The organism is Hoyosella subflava DQS3-9A1 (assembly GCF_000214175.1).
Classification (GTDB): Bacteria; Actinomycetota; Actinomycetes; order Mycobacteriales; family Mycobacteriaceae; genus Hoyosella; species Hoyosella subflava.
The window spans coordinates 940,462-954,138 of sequence record NC_015564.1 but is presented as its reverse complement, the minus strand read 5'-3'; the positions used below and the strand labels follow the sequence as shown (position 1 = coordinate 954,138).

Below are 13,677 nucleotides of genomic sequence, written 5' to 3'. Positions count from 1 at the left end.
AGGATTACACCTGGCCAACTACAGAATCCGCCTAAACCCAGGGCAAGTCAAAGCAACCAAATCGATCAGGCGATAAACAACTTTTATCCCATGCCGGATGCACCGCAATCCATCTGCGCACGTCAGCAAAAATGGCACGATTCGGCCCAAATGAGCTGACTTCCGCAGATGGATTCGGGTGAGGGGTCCGGCTCAGGTCATAGCGCCCGACGTAAGACCGCATCGACAAGTCGCACCGGAAGCCGATTGAGCAACGCTCGGGCGCGGTCGGGTCTGATGGAGTAACGAATCCGCGGACGGGGCACCGTGGCCACCTCAACGACTGCCCTGGCTAGTTCCTTGGCGTCGTTCGCCTTCGCGTGCTGGCCAGCCGCGAGTCGTCCAGCTTTCTGGAGCCGCGAAGCGAAAGGAGACCCGTCGATGACCGCGCTGGCGAACTCCGCCTGAATTGACACGGTCATGCCAGTGCGGAACGGACCCGGCTGGATGATGCTTACCGGAATGCCAAGCGGCGCGAGCTCCCGCCTGAGGGCATCGCCGTATGCCTCTACTGCGTGCTTGCTCAACGCGTACGCGCCGTTGAAAGGCATTGCGCGCTGCCAGCCGGTTTCCGAACTGGTGAGGATGATGCGCCCACTGCCTGCGCGCAGAAGCGGAAATGTCGCCCGCACCGCTCGATGGGTGCCCATGACGTTGACATTTAGCACTGCCTGGAGCTTTTGGTCACTCATCTCCGCGAGCGGACCGACGCTGAGCACACCCGCGAGCGTCACCACGCACCGCAGACCACGTGGGGAACGCTCGCCGACGTACCGAATCGCGCTGTCCACAGACCGCGTGTCTGTGACGTCCATTTTCACCGGAACCAGGCCGTTGGCTTCAGGTGGTGGGTTCAGATCGGCGGCAAAGACAGTCCACCCGTGCCGCACAAACTCGCTGGCGGCTGCGGCACCAAGCCCACCACCAGCGCCGGTGATCAGCACCGTCTGAGCCATCATTACAGCCAGTCGTCTCCGCACGGCCACGTAAGGAAGGACTCGAGTGACTCGCGCGCCGGTGCGGGTGTAGTCCGTTCGGGTGCGGTGGACGTGTAGTTGCCGCGGTAGAACAGCAGCGGCGGCCCGGCCTCGGGCTCGCCGAGTTCAAGCACACGACCGACGGCGATGTAGTGGTCTCCAGCGTCATGCACGGCTTCTACTGTGCAGTCAATCCACGCGAGCGCGCCCGCGAGCAGTGGTGCGCCGCTGGCTGCGGGCCGCCACGTCACAGTTTCGAACTTGTCACCGCCTGGTGCGCCGAATACTGAGCTGACGTCGCGCTGGTCGTCTCCAAGTACGTTGACGGCAAAGGTTCCTGCGGTTTCGATTACCGGCCAGGATCGTGATTTCTTCGCGGGGCAGAACAGCACCAGGGGCGGATCCAGTGAGAGCGCGGCGAAGGATTGGCAGGCGAACCCCACGGGACCATCGTCCCCCTGCGCGGTGATCACGGCGACACCAGTGCAGAAGTGCCCCAGCACTTTCCGGAACTGGCGTGAATCAATGACCATTTGGGGTGCGTCCATGATCACGGCTCTCTGAAGCCGATACTGAAGTCGTGACCCCACAGGCTTACCGCGGTGCTTTCGCGGGCGATCCATGAATGATCGTCGACGGTGCGGCCTTCACACCCGAATTCGACATCGAACCCGCCGGGAGTCTTCATGTAGAACGACAGCATCAGGTCGTTGACATGCCGCCCAAGCGTCGCGGACATCTTCACTTTCCGCCGGAGCGCCCGGTCGAGGCAGAGACCTACGTCATCGGAGTTCTCTACCTCAACCATTACATGCACGATCCCGCTGGGGGTCGGCATGGGCAGGAACGCGAGGCTGTGGTGGCGCGGGTTACAGCCCAGAAAGCGCAGCCACGCGGGCGGGTCGTTCTCGGTACGGCCGACTGCTTGTGGAGGAAGCTTCATCGAGTCGCGCAAGCTGAAGCCGAGCACGTCGCGGTAGAACCGTAGCGACGCGTCGTCGTCTTTGGTCGAGAGGACCACGTGCCCAAGTCCTTGCTCGCCGGTGACAAAGCGGTGCCCGTACGGGCTCACCACTCGGCGATGCTGCAAGGCCACTCCGTGGAAGACTTCCTGCGTGTTTCCGGACGGGTCTTCAAACGTGATCAGCTCATCGACTCGACGATCGGCTTTCTGCTCATCAGTGCCTTCTTTGAAGGGGACTCCGTGTGCATCGAGGCGCGCTCTAACATCGTGGAGGTCTTCAGCATTGGCAGCCTCCCAGCCGGTCTGCGCGAGGCGGTCCTTCGAACCGGGCACGATCACGAGCCGGGCCGGAAAGTCATCCATGCGAAGGTAGAGCGCGTCGGGATTCGTTCCGCTGCCCTCCACCATGCCAAGCACCTTGAGCCCGTACTCACGCCAGGCGGCCATGTCCGTCGCCTCGATGCGCAGATAACCGAGTGAACGTATGCCCATTACGCGCCACTCCCCTCGCGAGCGTCGTTGAGGAAATCCATCGCGATCCTGTTGAATTCATCGAATTTCTCGAGCTGCGCCCAGTGCCCGCATCGGCCGAAGACGTGGAGTTGCGCGCGCGGGATCGTTTTCAGCGCGACGAGCGCACCGTCGAGCGGGTTCACCCTGTCTTCGCGTCCCCAGATCAGCAGCACCCGCTGACGCAGCTTGTAGGCCTCACGCCAAAGCATGCCTAGCTCGTACGTTTCAGGATCGGTAAATGACTTACCCATCGCGGCCATAGCGGCGAGTGACTCCGGCGTGCGGGCAGCTTCGAAGCGTTCCGCAATGAGTTCTTCGGTGATCAGTGACTGGTCAAAGACCATGACACGCAAAAACTTCTCGAGTTTCTCCTTGCTCGGTCCTGGGGGTGCCGCGAACGCTGCGAGATGCTTGACGCCCTCCGTTGGGTCAGGCGAGAACGTATTGAGACTCAGCCCTCCCGGTCCCATGAGAACGAGGCGGCCTGCACGGCTTGGGCAGTCGAGTGCGAATCGGACTGCGGTGCCACCCCCAAGGGAATTACCAACGAGGTGTGCGCGCTCGACGTTCAGCGCATCGAAAAGTCCGCCTAGTGCCCGAGCGCTGTGGGCGAAGTACTGCGGGTGACCAGTCGGCTTGTCAGACCGGCCGAAGCCGGGCTGGTCCACTGCGATCACCCGGAAACGCTTCGCGAAGACGGGGAGGTTGCGGCCGAAATTGCTCCATGCAGAAGCCCCGGGGCCGCCGCCGTGGAGCATGACGACCGTTTCGTCGTGCTCGGTTCCGGCCTCGTGATAGTGCAGCTGCAGGCCGGAAGCGACTTCTACGTATTTACCCTCAGTCATAGCATGCTGTCCGTGACTCGCTCGCCGAACTCGAAGGTGCCGAACATCTGGTAGGCACGTTCGGGGTCGTTTGCGGCATGCACGCGTCCAGCGTGAGCGTCACGCCAGAACCGCTGGATTGGTGAACCGGATTTCAGTGCCAGCCCGCCGGAGTTCTCGAAGAGCCGGTCGATTGCGGTGATGGCTCGTTCAGTGCCGCGTACCTGGTCGCGCCGGACCCTGACCCGGGTTGCGAATGGGATTTTCTCACCTGCACATGCGTGCCGGTATTCCTCGTTAATGTTGTGCATCAGCTGCAGCCAGGCCGCGTCAATCTCGCTGCCTGCCTGGGCGATACGCACCTTGGCGAATGGGTCTTCTTTGGATTTCTCGCCCGCGTATGCGGCTCGCACTCGTTTGCGCTGATGCTCGACGTGCGCGTCGTAAGCCCCCTGTGCCATACCGATGATCGGCGCGGTGATGGTCGTTGGATGCACCGAGCCGAAGGGAAGTTTGTAAAGCGGACTGGGGTTCACTTCCTGGCCGGGTACTTCGCATTTGGACATCGGCAGGAAGCTGAGTGCACGATGCTGCGGCACGAACACGTCTTCGACGAGGATGTCGTTGCTGCCGGTGCCGCGCAGCCCAACGGTGTTCCATACGTCGATGATCGTGTAGTCGCTGATCGGCAGCAGATATGTGCAGAAATCGACGGGCGCGCCTTCGGCATTGAAGGCGGGCCCGCCGAGCAGAACCCAGGTGGCGTGATCGCACCCGGAAGAAAAACTCCACTTGCCGGAGAGCCGGTAGCCGCCGTCGACAACGGTTGCTTTACCCATCGGCGCGTATGAGGAGGAGATGCGGGTGTCTGTGTCCGAGCCCCAGACTTCTTCTTGGGCCTGGCCGTCGAAGAGAGCGACGTGCCAGGGGTGAACCCCGAGGATCGACGAAACCCAGCCGGTGGATCCGCAGGCACTCGCGATGTTCCGGACCGCGGTGTAAAAGGTCTCAGGTGCTGCTTCGAAGCCGCCGTATCGTACGGGCTGGAGAAGCTTGAAAAAGCCGGTCTCCTGCAGCGCTTTGATTGAGTCGTCTGGGATCCGGCGTGCTTCTTCCGCCTCCTGCGCACGATCGCGCAGTACCGGTAGTAGCTCGTCGATGCCTTCTAAGACCTCGTGTGAGGCTGGATTGTCCGGCATTGTCATCAAGCCCTACTTCCTGCGTTGAACTTAGCCTTGCGCCGCTTGACCGGCGCGGAGGCGTACGGCAGCTTCCTCCGCACGAAGCAATACTAGAACATGTTACTGTTTCTGTCGAGATCGAGGTATGGGCACTTGAGCCGGCACCTAGGTATGTGCACGTCAGGCGCATCGAACATCGCTGCCTTGGCGTGCGGGCCATTGAAAGATCACACGCTGTTTCTTCTCTAATAATGGAACGTGTTATAGACTCTGGTTACTCGTAGCGTGAGGAGACCCATGCAGGAGATCGATGCTGCCGAAACTGCGGAAGCCTTCGACATCGTCGTCGTTGGCAGCGGTGCAGCGGGCATGACGGCCGCGCTCGCGGCCGCACACCACGGGCTGTCCGCAGTGGTGATCGAAAAGTCAGAACGTTTCGGTGGCTCGACGGCGCGTTCGGGCGGTGGAGTGTGGATCCCAGGTAACGAGGCACTCGTGAAAGCGGGTGTTCCGGACAGCCTCGAAGCCGCAAAGGAATATCTCCACAGCATCATCGGGGACGACGTCGAAGCTGAACGCATCGACACCTACCTCGACCGCGGGCCCGAAGTGGTGGAGTTCCTGCTAGACACCACGCCCCTCGAGCTGCAGTGGGTGCCGAACTATTCGGACTACTATCCGGAAGCCCCGGGCGGCACAGTGCACGGCCGGTCAGTGGAACCCAAGCCTTTCAACGGGCGGCGCCTCGGACCGGAACTCGCGAACCTCGAACCCGATTACGGCAAAGCGCCATTGAATGTAGTCGTGACCCAGGCAGACTTCCGCTGGCTGAACCTGCTGGCACGGAATCCACGCGGGATACTGCGGGTGCTGAGAATCGGCCTTCGATGGTTACGCGCGAAGCTCCTGCGGCAGCGCCTCCTGGGACGTGGACAGGCGCTCGCGGCCGCGCTTCGCGCCGGACTGATCGAGGCCGAGGTTCCTCTGCTGCTTTCCACCCCCCTTGTTCGCCTCGAACAGCGTGATGGCGGCGTCGCGGGGGTGGTCGTCGAGCGGGACGGCGCCGAGCACATCATCAGTTCGCGGCTCGGAGTCGTCATGGCATCGGGTGGCTTCGAACACAATGAAGTGATGCGCAAGCAGTATCAGCGCGAACCGATCGGCTCCGAGTGGACTGTCGGCGCGCGCGGCAACACAGGCGACGGCATCCGTGCTGGTCAAGAAGCTGGTGCCGACGTTGCATTCATGTCGGATGCGTGGTGGGGCCCGTCGATCCCGCTCACTGGTGGTCCCTGGTTCTGCTTGTCGGAAAGATCGCTGCCGGGAAGCATCATGGTGAACGATCGCGGCCAGCGGTTCGTGAACGAGTCCGCACCCTATGTTGAAGCGACGCATGCGATGTACGGCGGGAAGTTCGGTCAAGGCGACGGCCCAGCCGAAAATATCCCGGCCTGGATCATCTTCGACCAGCGCTACCGCAACCGCTACATGTTCGCTGGCGTGGGACCGCGGCAGAAGCTCCCGGGCCGCTGGTTCAAAGCCGGAATCATCCAGCAAGCGCGGACAGTCGAGGAACTTGCCGGCAAAATCGGTGTTCCGTCCGACGCACTGAAATCAACCGTCGAGCGGTTCAACGGCTTCGCAGCAGCTGGACGAGACGACGATTTCCACCGCGGCGAAAGCCGATACGATCATTACTACGCGGACCCACGGAACAAGCCCAATCCGAGCCTCGCACCTCTCGACTTTGGCCCGTTCTACGCCGCGAAGATCGTACCGGGCGATCTTGGCACCAAAGGTGGTTTACGCACTGACAAATGGGGCCGCGCCCTCCGCGCAGACGGATCCGTCATCGACGGGCTTTACGCAGCGGGCAACGCGAGTGCACCAGTCATGGGCCACACCTACGCGGGCCCTGGAGCGACGATCGGGCCCGCCATTGTCTTCGCCTATCTCGCTATCGAAGACATCCTCCGCACACAGCACCACACACTCACTGAGTACCGAAAGGGAGTGTCATGACGGCTTACCGCAGCATCGACTCGGGTAACGTCCCCACCCGCTTTGCCCGTGGATGGCACTGCCTCGGCCTCGCAGACACCTACAAAGATGGCGAACCGCATGCGATCAGCGCGTTCGGGACGAAACTCGTCGTCTTCCAGAGCGCCGACGGCAAGCTGAATGTCCTTGACGGATACTGCCGGCACATGGGTGGTGACCTCACAGAGGGCACCGTCAAGGGCAACGAGATTGCCTGCCCGTTCCACGACTGGCGCTGGGGCGGCGACGGCAAATGCAAGTCCATCCCCTACGCGAAGCGAGTCCCACTGCGCGCACGAACGCGGTCATGGCTCACCTGCGAAGAGAACAAGCAGCTGTTCGTCTGGCACGATCCCGAAGGCAACCCGCCACCGGACGACGTCGCCATCCCCCGTCTGGACGCGGCTTTCTCCGACGACTGGAGCGACTGGACCTGGAACACTGTCCCGATCGAAGGCGCGAACTGCCGCGAACTCATCGACAACGTCGTCGATATGGCTCACTTCTACTACGTGCACTTCGCTTTCCCGACCTACTTCAAGAACGTCTTCGAGGGACACGTAGCGACCCAGTACATGCATTCACATGGCAGACCCGACATGCTCGCGAACACCAAGTATGCCGACCTCGACTCCCACTTGCGCTCCGAAGCAACGTACTTCGGACCCTCGTGGATGGTGAACTACCTGTACAACGACTACAACGGATTCAAAGTCGACGTCATTCTCATCAACTGTCACTACCCGATCACTGAGAATTCGTTCATGCTGCAGTACGGCATCATCGCCAAGAAAGTCGACGGACTGACTGACGAGCAGAACGCCAAACTCGCGAAAAGCATGGCAAGCAACTTCGGTGAGGGCTTTCTGCAAGACGTGGCCATCTGGAAGTCGAAAACGCGCGTAGATAACCCGCTGCTCTGCGAAGAGGACGGCCCTGTCTACCAGCTTCGCCGCTGGTACGAACAGTTCTATGTCGATGCCGACGACATCACCGAAGACATGACGCAGCGCTTCGAGTTCGAAGTGGACACGACGAAGGCGAACGAGGTGTGGGAAGCCGAAGTGGCGGAAAACCTTGCCCGCAAGAAGGCCGAGTCCGGGGTCTGACACATGCCGGGTGAGAACGCGTCGAAGAAAAACGCGGCCAGAAAGAACTCCACTGCGCCCGGTGGGTGCACCACGTTCGGGGCACCCGCGGGGCGGCCTGAGACTCTCACCGACCGGGCCGAGTTCCTCACGGGCGGGCTCGTGCCACTGCAGTGCTCCTCATGCGGCACCGGAGTGCTGGTCAAGAAACACAGCCCGAAACACACCAGCATCCAGTGGACGACCAGCCCAGCCGAGTCATGCCCCATCTACGCGGAACGCCTCGCTGGTGGTGGCCGCACCGCATTGTTCGACACGTGTGAACGCCTCGCGGCCAGCATTGCGCAGGCGGTAACCGACGGCAAGCTCAAGGTGGGTACAGATGACCGCGAATGACCTGCCAGAACCGGACCTGCCGGACGCTGAATTCTGCAGGTTGCACGTGTCCCGCATTATTGCCGAGACACATGATGCTCGCTCCTTCGAGCTCGAAGTGCCCGGTGATCTTGCGGACCGCTTCCGGTACCGGCCCGGACAATTCCTCACGCTGCGAGTACCGAGCGATCGGACCGGATCAGTGGGCCGCTGTTACTCACTCTCCTCAGCTCCGCATGAAGACGGGCCGCTAAAAGTCACCGTCAAACGAGTTCGCGACGGCTATGGCTCGAACTGGCTGTGCGACAACGCTACTGAGGGTATGGCGATCGATGTGCTGCCCCCAGCCGGGGTCTTCACACCCAAGTCGCTCGACAATGACCTGTTGCTATTCGCTGGCGGCAGCGGGATCACGCCAATCATGTCGATCCTGAAATCAGTCCTCGCGAGAGGAACCGGACGCCTCACCCTGATCTACGCCAACCGCGACGAACAGTCCGTCATCTTCGCCTCCGAACTGACCCAGCTATCCGCCGCGCACCCTGACCGTCTGACTGTGCTGCACTGGCTGGAAACCGTTCAGGGGCTGCCCACGGGCGAACAGCTGGCTGGACTAGCCCAGCCCTGGGCAGACCGTAACGTATTCATCTGTGGCCCCGGCGCGTTCATGGACGCGGCGTCCGCTGCACTCGCCAGCCTCAACGTCGAACGCAAGCGTGTCCATATCGAAAAGTTCATTTCCCTATCGCGCAACCCCTTCGAAGTCGAGGACGTGCCCGAATCCGAATCGGATGATGCGGCGAGCACCGCCGAACCGGCGTCGCTCAAAGTCGATCTGGACGGCGAGCAGCATGCGTTTTCCTGGCCTCGCAACAAGAAGCTGCTCGACTTTCTCCTCGAGAAGGGCCTCGACGCCCCCTACTCCTGCCGCGAGGGCGCATGCAGCGCGTGTGCATGCCGCATCGTTTCTGGTGACGTCAAAATGCTTCACAACGAAGTTCTCGAACCGGAGGATCTGAATGACGGTATTGTGCTTGCCTGCCAGTCGCTTCCTGTTACGGACGACGTTGCCGTGAGCTACGAATAAGCGAGCGGACCTCATGAAATACAGCGTCGTGCTGTTCACCAGCGACCGCGGCATCACTCCAGTAGCAGCCGCTCAGGCGGCTGAGGAACTCGGATTCCACGCCTTCTACGTCCCCGAACACACGCACATGCCGGTACGCCGCGAAGCAGTGCACCCTTCGACCGGCGGCACCGAACTGCCCGATGACAGGTACATGCGCACTCTCGATCCGTGGGTCGCCCTCGCTACAGCGGCTGCAGTCACACATCGGATCAGGCTTGGTACCGCGGTGGCGTTGCCTGTCGAGCACGACCCCATCGCGCTGGCTAAAACGATTGCTTCAGCCGATCACTTGTCTGGGGGCCGTGTGACTTTGGGCGTCGGTTTCGGCTGGAACATCGACGAGATGACCGACCACGGCGTGCCACGAGGACGGCGCCGGACAATGCTGCGCGAGTATCTCGAAGCGATGCAGGCTCTCTGGTCTGAGGATGAGGCGAGCTATGACGGCGAGTTCGTGAAGTTCGCGCCCGCCTGGGCGTGGCCGAAACCGATGCAGCAGCCCCGAGTTCCCGTTCTGGTTGGCGCTGCAGGAACTGAGAAGAACTTCCGGTGGATTAGTCGTTCCGCGGATGGCTGGATCACCACCCCAGCCGAAGGAACCGACATCGCCGATCAGGTTCAGCTGCTGAACGCATTGTGGCGCGAGGCCGGGCGGCAAGGGCGGCCGCACGTCATCGCACTAGCAGGAAAGCCACAGCAGGACCTCCTCGCCCGATGGTCAGACCTCGGGGTCAGCGAAGTCCTTTTCGGGATGCCTGACCGCAGCGCTGATGACGTTCTGGCCTATCTGCAGCGTCTCGCTGGGAAACTGGGTCTCGACTCCCGCATCAACGAAGAAGGAGCATGATTTCGTGCCTATCGATCCGTCCGTGGCCGTCGGCGCCGAACTTGGCCAAACGTCGTTCTCCTGGGAATCCAGCGACGTCCTGCTGTACCACCTGGGCATCGGAGCGGGCGCGGATCCGCTCGACTCGCGCGAACTGCGGTACGCCTACGAGAAGGATCTGCGGGTACTTCCCACCTTCGCAACGGTGGCAGCCACAATGCGCGCCTCAGAGCCGCCCCGGGTGTCGTTCCCCGGCATCGAAATCGATCTCGCGAAAGTGGTCCACGGCAGCCAGTCCGTCACGGCTCACCGGCCGCTCCCCGTCGCAGGGAAAGCCACTGCCAGCAGCCGCATCACAGACGTGTTCGACAAGGGCAAAGCCGCAGTGATCGTGCAGGAAACCGATGTCACCAGTGAGGACGGCGAACCGCTCTGGACGGCGCAATCGCGCATATTCGCGCGCGGCGAGGGAGGGTTCGGCGGTGACCGGGGCCCGTCAGAGCGGATTGACCTGCCTGATCGCGAACCAGACGTCACGGTCTCCACAGCGACACTTCCGCAGCAGGCCCTTCTGTACCGGTTATGCGGTGACCGCAACCCACTGCACGCTGATCCTGACTTCGCCCAGGCAGCGGGGTTCGATCAGCCCATCTTGCATGGTCTCTGCACTTACGGGGTCGTTGCGAAGGCCGTGACGGACGCGGTACTCGACGGCGATCCCACGCTGGTGCGCTCGTGGTCGGCGCGATTCGCGGGGATCGTGCTGCCGGGCGAGACGCTGCGCACGAAGATCTGGGAACTTGACGGGAAGTTCATCGTGAGCACCGAGTCAGTGGAGCGCAGCGCACCGGTCCTTGCCGACGCGGTACTTCAGCGGGTCTGAACGGCCGCTTGGGGGCGCGAATCAGAAGACTAATTGCCCACCTCTCAGCGACAGTGCGGTGTCGCTGAGAGGTGGGCAGTCAGTACTCGCTCCGGATCAAGCGCGCGTGGTGGCTGCGCCTCGCCCCCGCGCCGCCAGCAGCGCAACGAACCCCAGCGCCTGGACAACGACAAGCACCAGCACCCCGGCGCGGAACCCCGCCACTCCACCGTCCGCCAACGTCCAGGCGAGCGCGGCCACCGCTGGAGCGATTGTCGACGCCATCATTCGGGTGGTGCCGCTGATGCCACCCGCAGTACCGGTCGCACCGGCTGGCGCGGCAGCCATAATCGCAGCGATCACCGGTGTGTTGAACAGACCGAATCCGATGCCCATCAGCGCAAGCTGCCAAGCAAGGTCGAAAGTTGTTGCGCCCTCACCTAACGTGACCATGATGAGTGTCGCGCCGACCGTCAGGGCAGCGCCGATCGCTGCGATCACGAGCTCGCCGTGACGGTCCGCGAGCCACCCAGCGAGCGGCGACACAAGTGACATGGCCGCGATCTCGATCAGCATCAGCATGCCCACAACTTCCGGCCCAAGCGCAAGAACGTCGGCGACGAAATACGGAACCAGGAACACCATCAACGCGACGTTGAAACCCAGGAAGAACAGTCCAGCGATTGTGAACCCGAACGCACGCTGCCGCATCAGCTGAATGATGGCCGCCGAGGCTGGCTGGCGCTTCCACATCAGCGTCAGGATTACGGCCGCAACGACGAGCGCCCCTGCGAGCACAGGCCTTTCCGCTACCCCATTGAATGCGAGTAGTACTGCACTCACCGCGCCGCCCAGCAGGAGCGCTTCCATAACCAGAGTCCGTCCTGGTGCAGGGAGCCCCCGGTCGGCACGGGGCAGCGACCGGACGGCAAGTATCAGCACTGGAATGAGCAATGGAAGCTTCAGGAGGAAAACCGACCGCCATCCGAAAGCCCCGGCCGCTACCCCACCGATCGCCGCTCCGGCCATGCCGCCGGCCGTCATGATCGTGACGATCACCGAGACAGCGCGGCCGCGCAATTCTTCGCGCGCACTCTCGACCACGATCGGCATGTACACAACAAGGACGAGGCCGCCGAACAGACCTTGCAAGAACCGCGCGACCAGGAGCACCCACATGGCTGGTGCGGCAGCGGCGACGACACTCATCACCCCTGTCCCCACCATGGATATGAGAAACAGCGTGCGAGGGTCCGCCCGATCAGCCCAGCGGCCCGCAGGTATCGCCATGGCCCCCATAGGAAGCGCAAACGCGAGGAGTACCCATGCGGCCGCCGCCGGTGTCACACCGAGATCTGCTCCTAGCGCTGGAAGCGCGACCGCCGCGATGCTGATTTCTGAAGTCACGATCAGCATCGCAAGTGCCACAGCGATGATCGGTGGCCAGGAGGTGCGCGTACTGCCGTGAGCCGCGTGAGAGGCAACTGAAGTCGTCATACGAATGACGCTATTTCCGCGCGAACACGCCCGAATCTGTCACATGACTGTAGGTACCAGCCACGTCAGTGACTGGCATAAACCCAGTCATGTGACAGATGCCGCACGACGTGGCGAGCAATAGCGTCGAAGACACAGGAAGATACTCACCACACCAAGGAGACACCACATGTCTGCACTTCGACTGGCCGTCATCGTCGGAAGCACCCGCGACGGCCGTTTCGGCCCGACCGCGGCCCACTGGTTCGCGCAGCAAGCGCGCTCACACAGCGACTTTGAGATCGACGTCATCGACCTTGTTGATGCTCAACTGCCCACTACGATCACCGATTTCGGCGCTCCGGAGCCAGCCGAGGTCACCGCGCTAGCACCCCGTCTCGCCGAGGCTGACGCCTTCGTCATCGTCACCCCCGAGTACAACCACAGCTACCCAGCATCACTCAAAGTTGCGATCGACTGGTACCGCGACGAGTGGCAAGCCAAGCCGGTTGGCTTCGTGTCATACGGGGGCATGGGTGGCGGTCTGCGTGCAGTCGAGCATTTGCGCACAGTTTTCACCGAAGTCCACGCAACGACAGTCCGCGACACGATCAGTTTCCACTCGTACTGGGACAAGTTCGACGAGGAGGGCCTGCCGCATGATGGGGAATCGTGCGCGCACGCCGCCAAAGGCATGCTTGATCAGCTGTCCTGGTGGGGTGGAGCGCTCAAGGATGCCCGCGCCCGGGCCCCGTACGGCGGCTGACATCATGCGCGTCGAGTTTGTTTTCGACTTCCCTTGCGTCTGGTCCTACTTCACCTTTCACCGTCTGCAGCATTCACTGGCGCGGTACCGCGCGGCCGGAGGAACAGCGGAACTTATCTTCCGGCCATTCCAGCTAGCCCCCGAAGCGTCGGGGACCGGGGAGCCAAAACGCGATGTCCTGCGCCGGTCATTCGGCGACGACACCGATGATGCGATCGCAGGCATCGAGTCACTCGCCGAAGCGGACGGCTTGCAGTTCAGACACACCAACGCGGTGTGGTCCAATACCTTCGATGCGCACCGCTTGACTCATCTCGCCCAGGCGCAAGGCCACGGCGAGCGCATTGTGGAGCGGCTTTTTCGAGCGCACCACACCGACGAACTGAACATCGCAGACCCGGCCGTGTTGCGTCGGCTTGCAGAAGCAACCGGCGTCCGGTGGCAGATCGTACGGGATGCGACTGTGCGTGCGGAGCTCCGTAGCGTGCAGCGAGAGGGACTTCGCTCGATTCCGGCGCTCCGGTTCGACGGTGGCGAATGGGTGATTGGTGCCCAGTCCGAGATGGCGCTGCACGCCGCCCTGACCGGGATAACAGGGTCAGCTGCGTAAGGTGGAA

14 protein-coding genes are annotated in these 13,677 nt (G+C 62.3%); 8 read left to right on the top strand and 6 right to left on the bottom strand.

Translation table 11 applies throughout. The features are described 5' to 3' along the window. Positions 1–197: 197 nt before the first annotated feature. Genes AS9A_RS04490 through hsaA form a run of 5 tightly spaced genes read right to left on the bottom strand, consistent with a single transcriptional unit; the run spans position 198 to position 4,522 of the window. Positions 198–998, bottom strand: coding sequence for an SDR family NAD(P)-dependent oxidoreductase (locus tag AS9A_RS04490; RefSeq protein ID WP_013805729.1), 801 nt, complete (start codon positions 996–998; stop codon positions 198–200). Beyond that, positions 998–1,564 carry a 3-hydroxy-9,10-secoandrosta-1,3,5(10)-triene-9,17-dione monooxygenase reductase subunit gene (gene hsaB, locus AS9A_RS04485; protein WP_041450867.1) on the bottom strand — a complete coding sequence of 189 codons (567 nt, stop codon included), beginning with the start codon at positions 1,562–1,564 and terminating at the stop codon, positions 998–1,000. The genes AS9A_RS04490 and hsaB overlap by 1 nt, the downstream gene beginning before the upstream one ends. A 2-nt stretch (positions 1,565–1,566) precedes the next feature. Further along, positions 1,567–2,472, bottom strand: coding sequence for an iron-dependent extradiol dioxygenase HsaC (gene hsaC, locus AS9A_RS04480; RefSeq protein WP_013805727.1), 906 nt, complete (start codon positions 2,470–2,472; stop codon positions 1,567–1,569). Beyond that, the gene (gene hsaD / locus AS9A_RS04475; RefSeq protein ID WP_013805726.1) at positions 2,472–3,338 is read right to left on the bottom strand and encodes a 4,5:9,10-diseco-3-hydroxy-5,9,17-trioxoandrosta-1(10),2-diene-4-oate hydrolase; all 867 of its coding nucleotides are present in this window, start codon (positions 3,336–3,338) and stop codon (positions 2,472–2,474) included. Before hsaD ends, hsaC begins: the two co-directional genes overlap by 1 nt. Then, positions 3,335–4,522 carry a 3-hydroxy-9,10-secoandrosta-1,3,5(10)-triene-9,17-dione monooxygenase oxygenase subunit gene (gene hsaA, locus AS9A_RS04470; protein ID WP_013805725.1) on the bottom strand — a complete coding sequence of 396 codons (1,188 nt, stop codon included), beginning with the start codon at positions 4,520–4,522 and terminating at the stop codon, positions 3,335–3,337. Before hsaA ends, hsaD begins: the two co-directional genes overlap by 4 nt. 273 nt (positions 4,523–4,795) lie before the next feature. Here hsaA and kstD point away from each other — a divergent pair, with 273 nt between their 5' ends. From kstD to AS9A_RS04440, 6 genes are read left to right on the top strand one after another with little or no spacing between them, the layout of a single operon-like run. Next, positions 4,796–6,520 (top strand): 3-oxosteroid 1-dehydrogenase, encoded by a 1,725-nt coding sequence (kstD, locus tag AS9A_RS04465; protein ID WP_013805724.1) that lies wholly within the window; start codon positions 4,796–4,798, stop codon positions 6,518–6,520. Further along, the gene (locus AS9A_RS04460) at positions 6,517–7,647 is read left to right on the top strand and encodes a Rieske 2Fe-2S domain-containing protein (protein WP_013805723.1); all 1,131 of its coding nucleotides are present in this window, start codon (positions 6,517–6,519) and stop codon (positions 7,645–7,647) included. The genes kstD and AS9A_RS04460 overlap by 4 nt, the downstream gene beginning before the upstream one ends. A 3-nt stretch (positions 7,648–7,650) precedes the next feature. Further along, a complete protein-coding gene (locus AS9A_RS24525; protein ID WP_013805722.1) occupies positions 7,651–8,022 on the top strand; it encodes a hypothetical protein in 372 nt (123 codons plus the stop codon). Then, positions 8,009–9,088, top strand: a complete 1,080-nt coding sequence (locus AS9A_RS04450) for a ferredoxin--NADP reductase (protein ID WP_013805721.1) — start codon at positions 8,009–8,011, stop codon at positions 9,086–9,088. Before AS9A_RS24525 ends, AS9A_RS04450 begins: the two co-directional genes overlap by 14 nt. Positions 9,089–9,101: 13 nt before the next feature. Then, positions 9,102–9,977, top strand: a complete 876-nt coding sequence (locus AS9A_RS04445) for an LLM class F420-dependent oxidoreductase (protein WP_041450866.1) — start codon at positions 9,102–9,104, stop codon at positions 9,975–9,977. Positions 9,978–9,981: 4 nt separating this feature from the next. Further along, positions 9,982–10,839 carry a MaoC/PaaZ C-terminal domain-containing protein gene (locus tag AS9A_RS04440; RefSeq protein WP_013805719.1) on the top strand — a complete coding sequence of 286 codons (858 nt, stop codon included), beginning with the start codon at positions 9,982–9,984 and terminating at the stop codon, positions 10,837–10,839. 96 nt (positions 10,840–10,935) lie between these two features. Here the strand turns inward: AS9A_RS04440 and AS9A_RS04435 are convergent, their stop codons facing one another. Next, on the bottom strand, positions 10,936–12,315 hold the full coding sequence (locus AS9A_RS04435) for an MFS transporter (RefSeq protein ID WP_013805718.1): 1,380 nt from the start codon (positions 12,313–12,315) through the stop codon (positions 10,936–10,938). 169 nt (positions 12,316–12,484) lie between these two features. Between AS9A_RS04435 and AS9A_RS04430 the strand changes: the two genes are divergently transcribed. Then, positions 12,485–13,060, top strand: a complete 576-nt coding sequence (locus AS9A_RS04430; RefSeq protein ID WP_013805716.1) for an NADPH-dependent FMN reductase — start codon at positions 12,485–12,487, stop codon at positions 13,058–13,060. After that, positions 13,029–13,670 (top strand): DsbA family oxidoreductase, encoded by a 642-nt coding sequence (locus AS9A_RS04425; RefSeq protein ID WP_013805715.1) that lies wholly within the window; start codon positions 13,029–13,031, stop codon positions 13,668–13,670. The genes AS9A_RS04430 and AS9A_RS04425 overlap by 32 nt, the downstream gene beginning before the upstream one ends. Positions 13,671–13,677 lie beyond the last annotated feature (7 nt).

Coding starts and splice junctions, on each gene's coding strand:
- AS9A_RS04460 (WP_013805723.1), top strand. CDS start 6,517: ATGACGGCTTACCGCAGCATCGACTCGGGTAACGTCCCCACCCGCTTT.
- kstD (WP_013805724.1), top strand. CDS start 4,796: ATGCAGGAGATCGATGCTGCCGAAACTGCGGAAGCCTTCGACATCGTC.
- hsaD (WP_013805726.1), bottom strand. CDS start 3,338: ATGACTGAGGGTAAATACGTAGAAGTCGCTTCCGGCCTGCAGCTGCAC.
- hsaB (WP_041450867.1), bottom strand. CDS start 1,564: ATGGACGCACCCCAAATGGTCATTGATTCACGCCAGTTCCGGAAAGTG.
- hsaA (WP_013805725.1), bottom strand. CDS start 4,522: ATGACAATGCCGGACAATCCAGCCTCACACGAGGTCTTAGAAGGCATC.
- AS9A_RS04430 (WP_013805716.1), top strand. CDS start 12,485: ATGTCTGCACTTCGACTGGCCGTCATCGTCGGAAGCACCCGCGACGGC.
- AS9A_RS04450 (WP_013805721.1), top strand. CDS start 8,009: ATGACCGCGAATGACCTGCCAGAACCGGACCTGCCGGACGCTGAATTC.
- hsaC (WP_013805727.1), bottom strand. CDS start 2,472: ATGGGCATACGTTCACTCGGTTATCTGCGCATCGAGGCGACGGACATG.
- AS9A_RS04435 (WP_013805718.1), bottom strand. CDS start 12,315: ATGACGACTTCAGTTGCCTCTCACGCGGCTCACGGCAGTACGCGCACC.
- AS9A_RS24525 (WP_013805722.1), top strand. CDS start 7,651: ATGCCGGGTGAGAACGCGTCGAAGAAAAACGCGGCCAGAAAGAACTCC.
- AS9A_RS04490 (WP_013805729.1), bottom strand. CDS start 998: ATGATGGCTCAGACGGTGCTGATCACCGGCGCTGGTGGTGGGCTTGGT.
- AS9A_RS04425 (WP_013805715.1), top strand. CDS start 13,029: ATGCCCGCGCCCGGGCCCCGTACGGCGGCTGACATCATGCGCGTCGAG.
- AS9A_RS04445 (WP_041450866.1), top strand. CDS start 9,102: ATGAAATACAGCGTCGTGCTGTTCACCAGCGACCGCGGCATCACTCCA.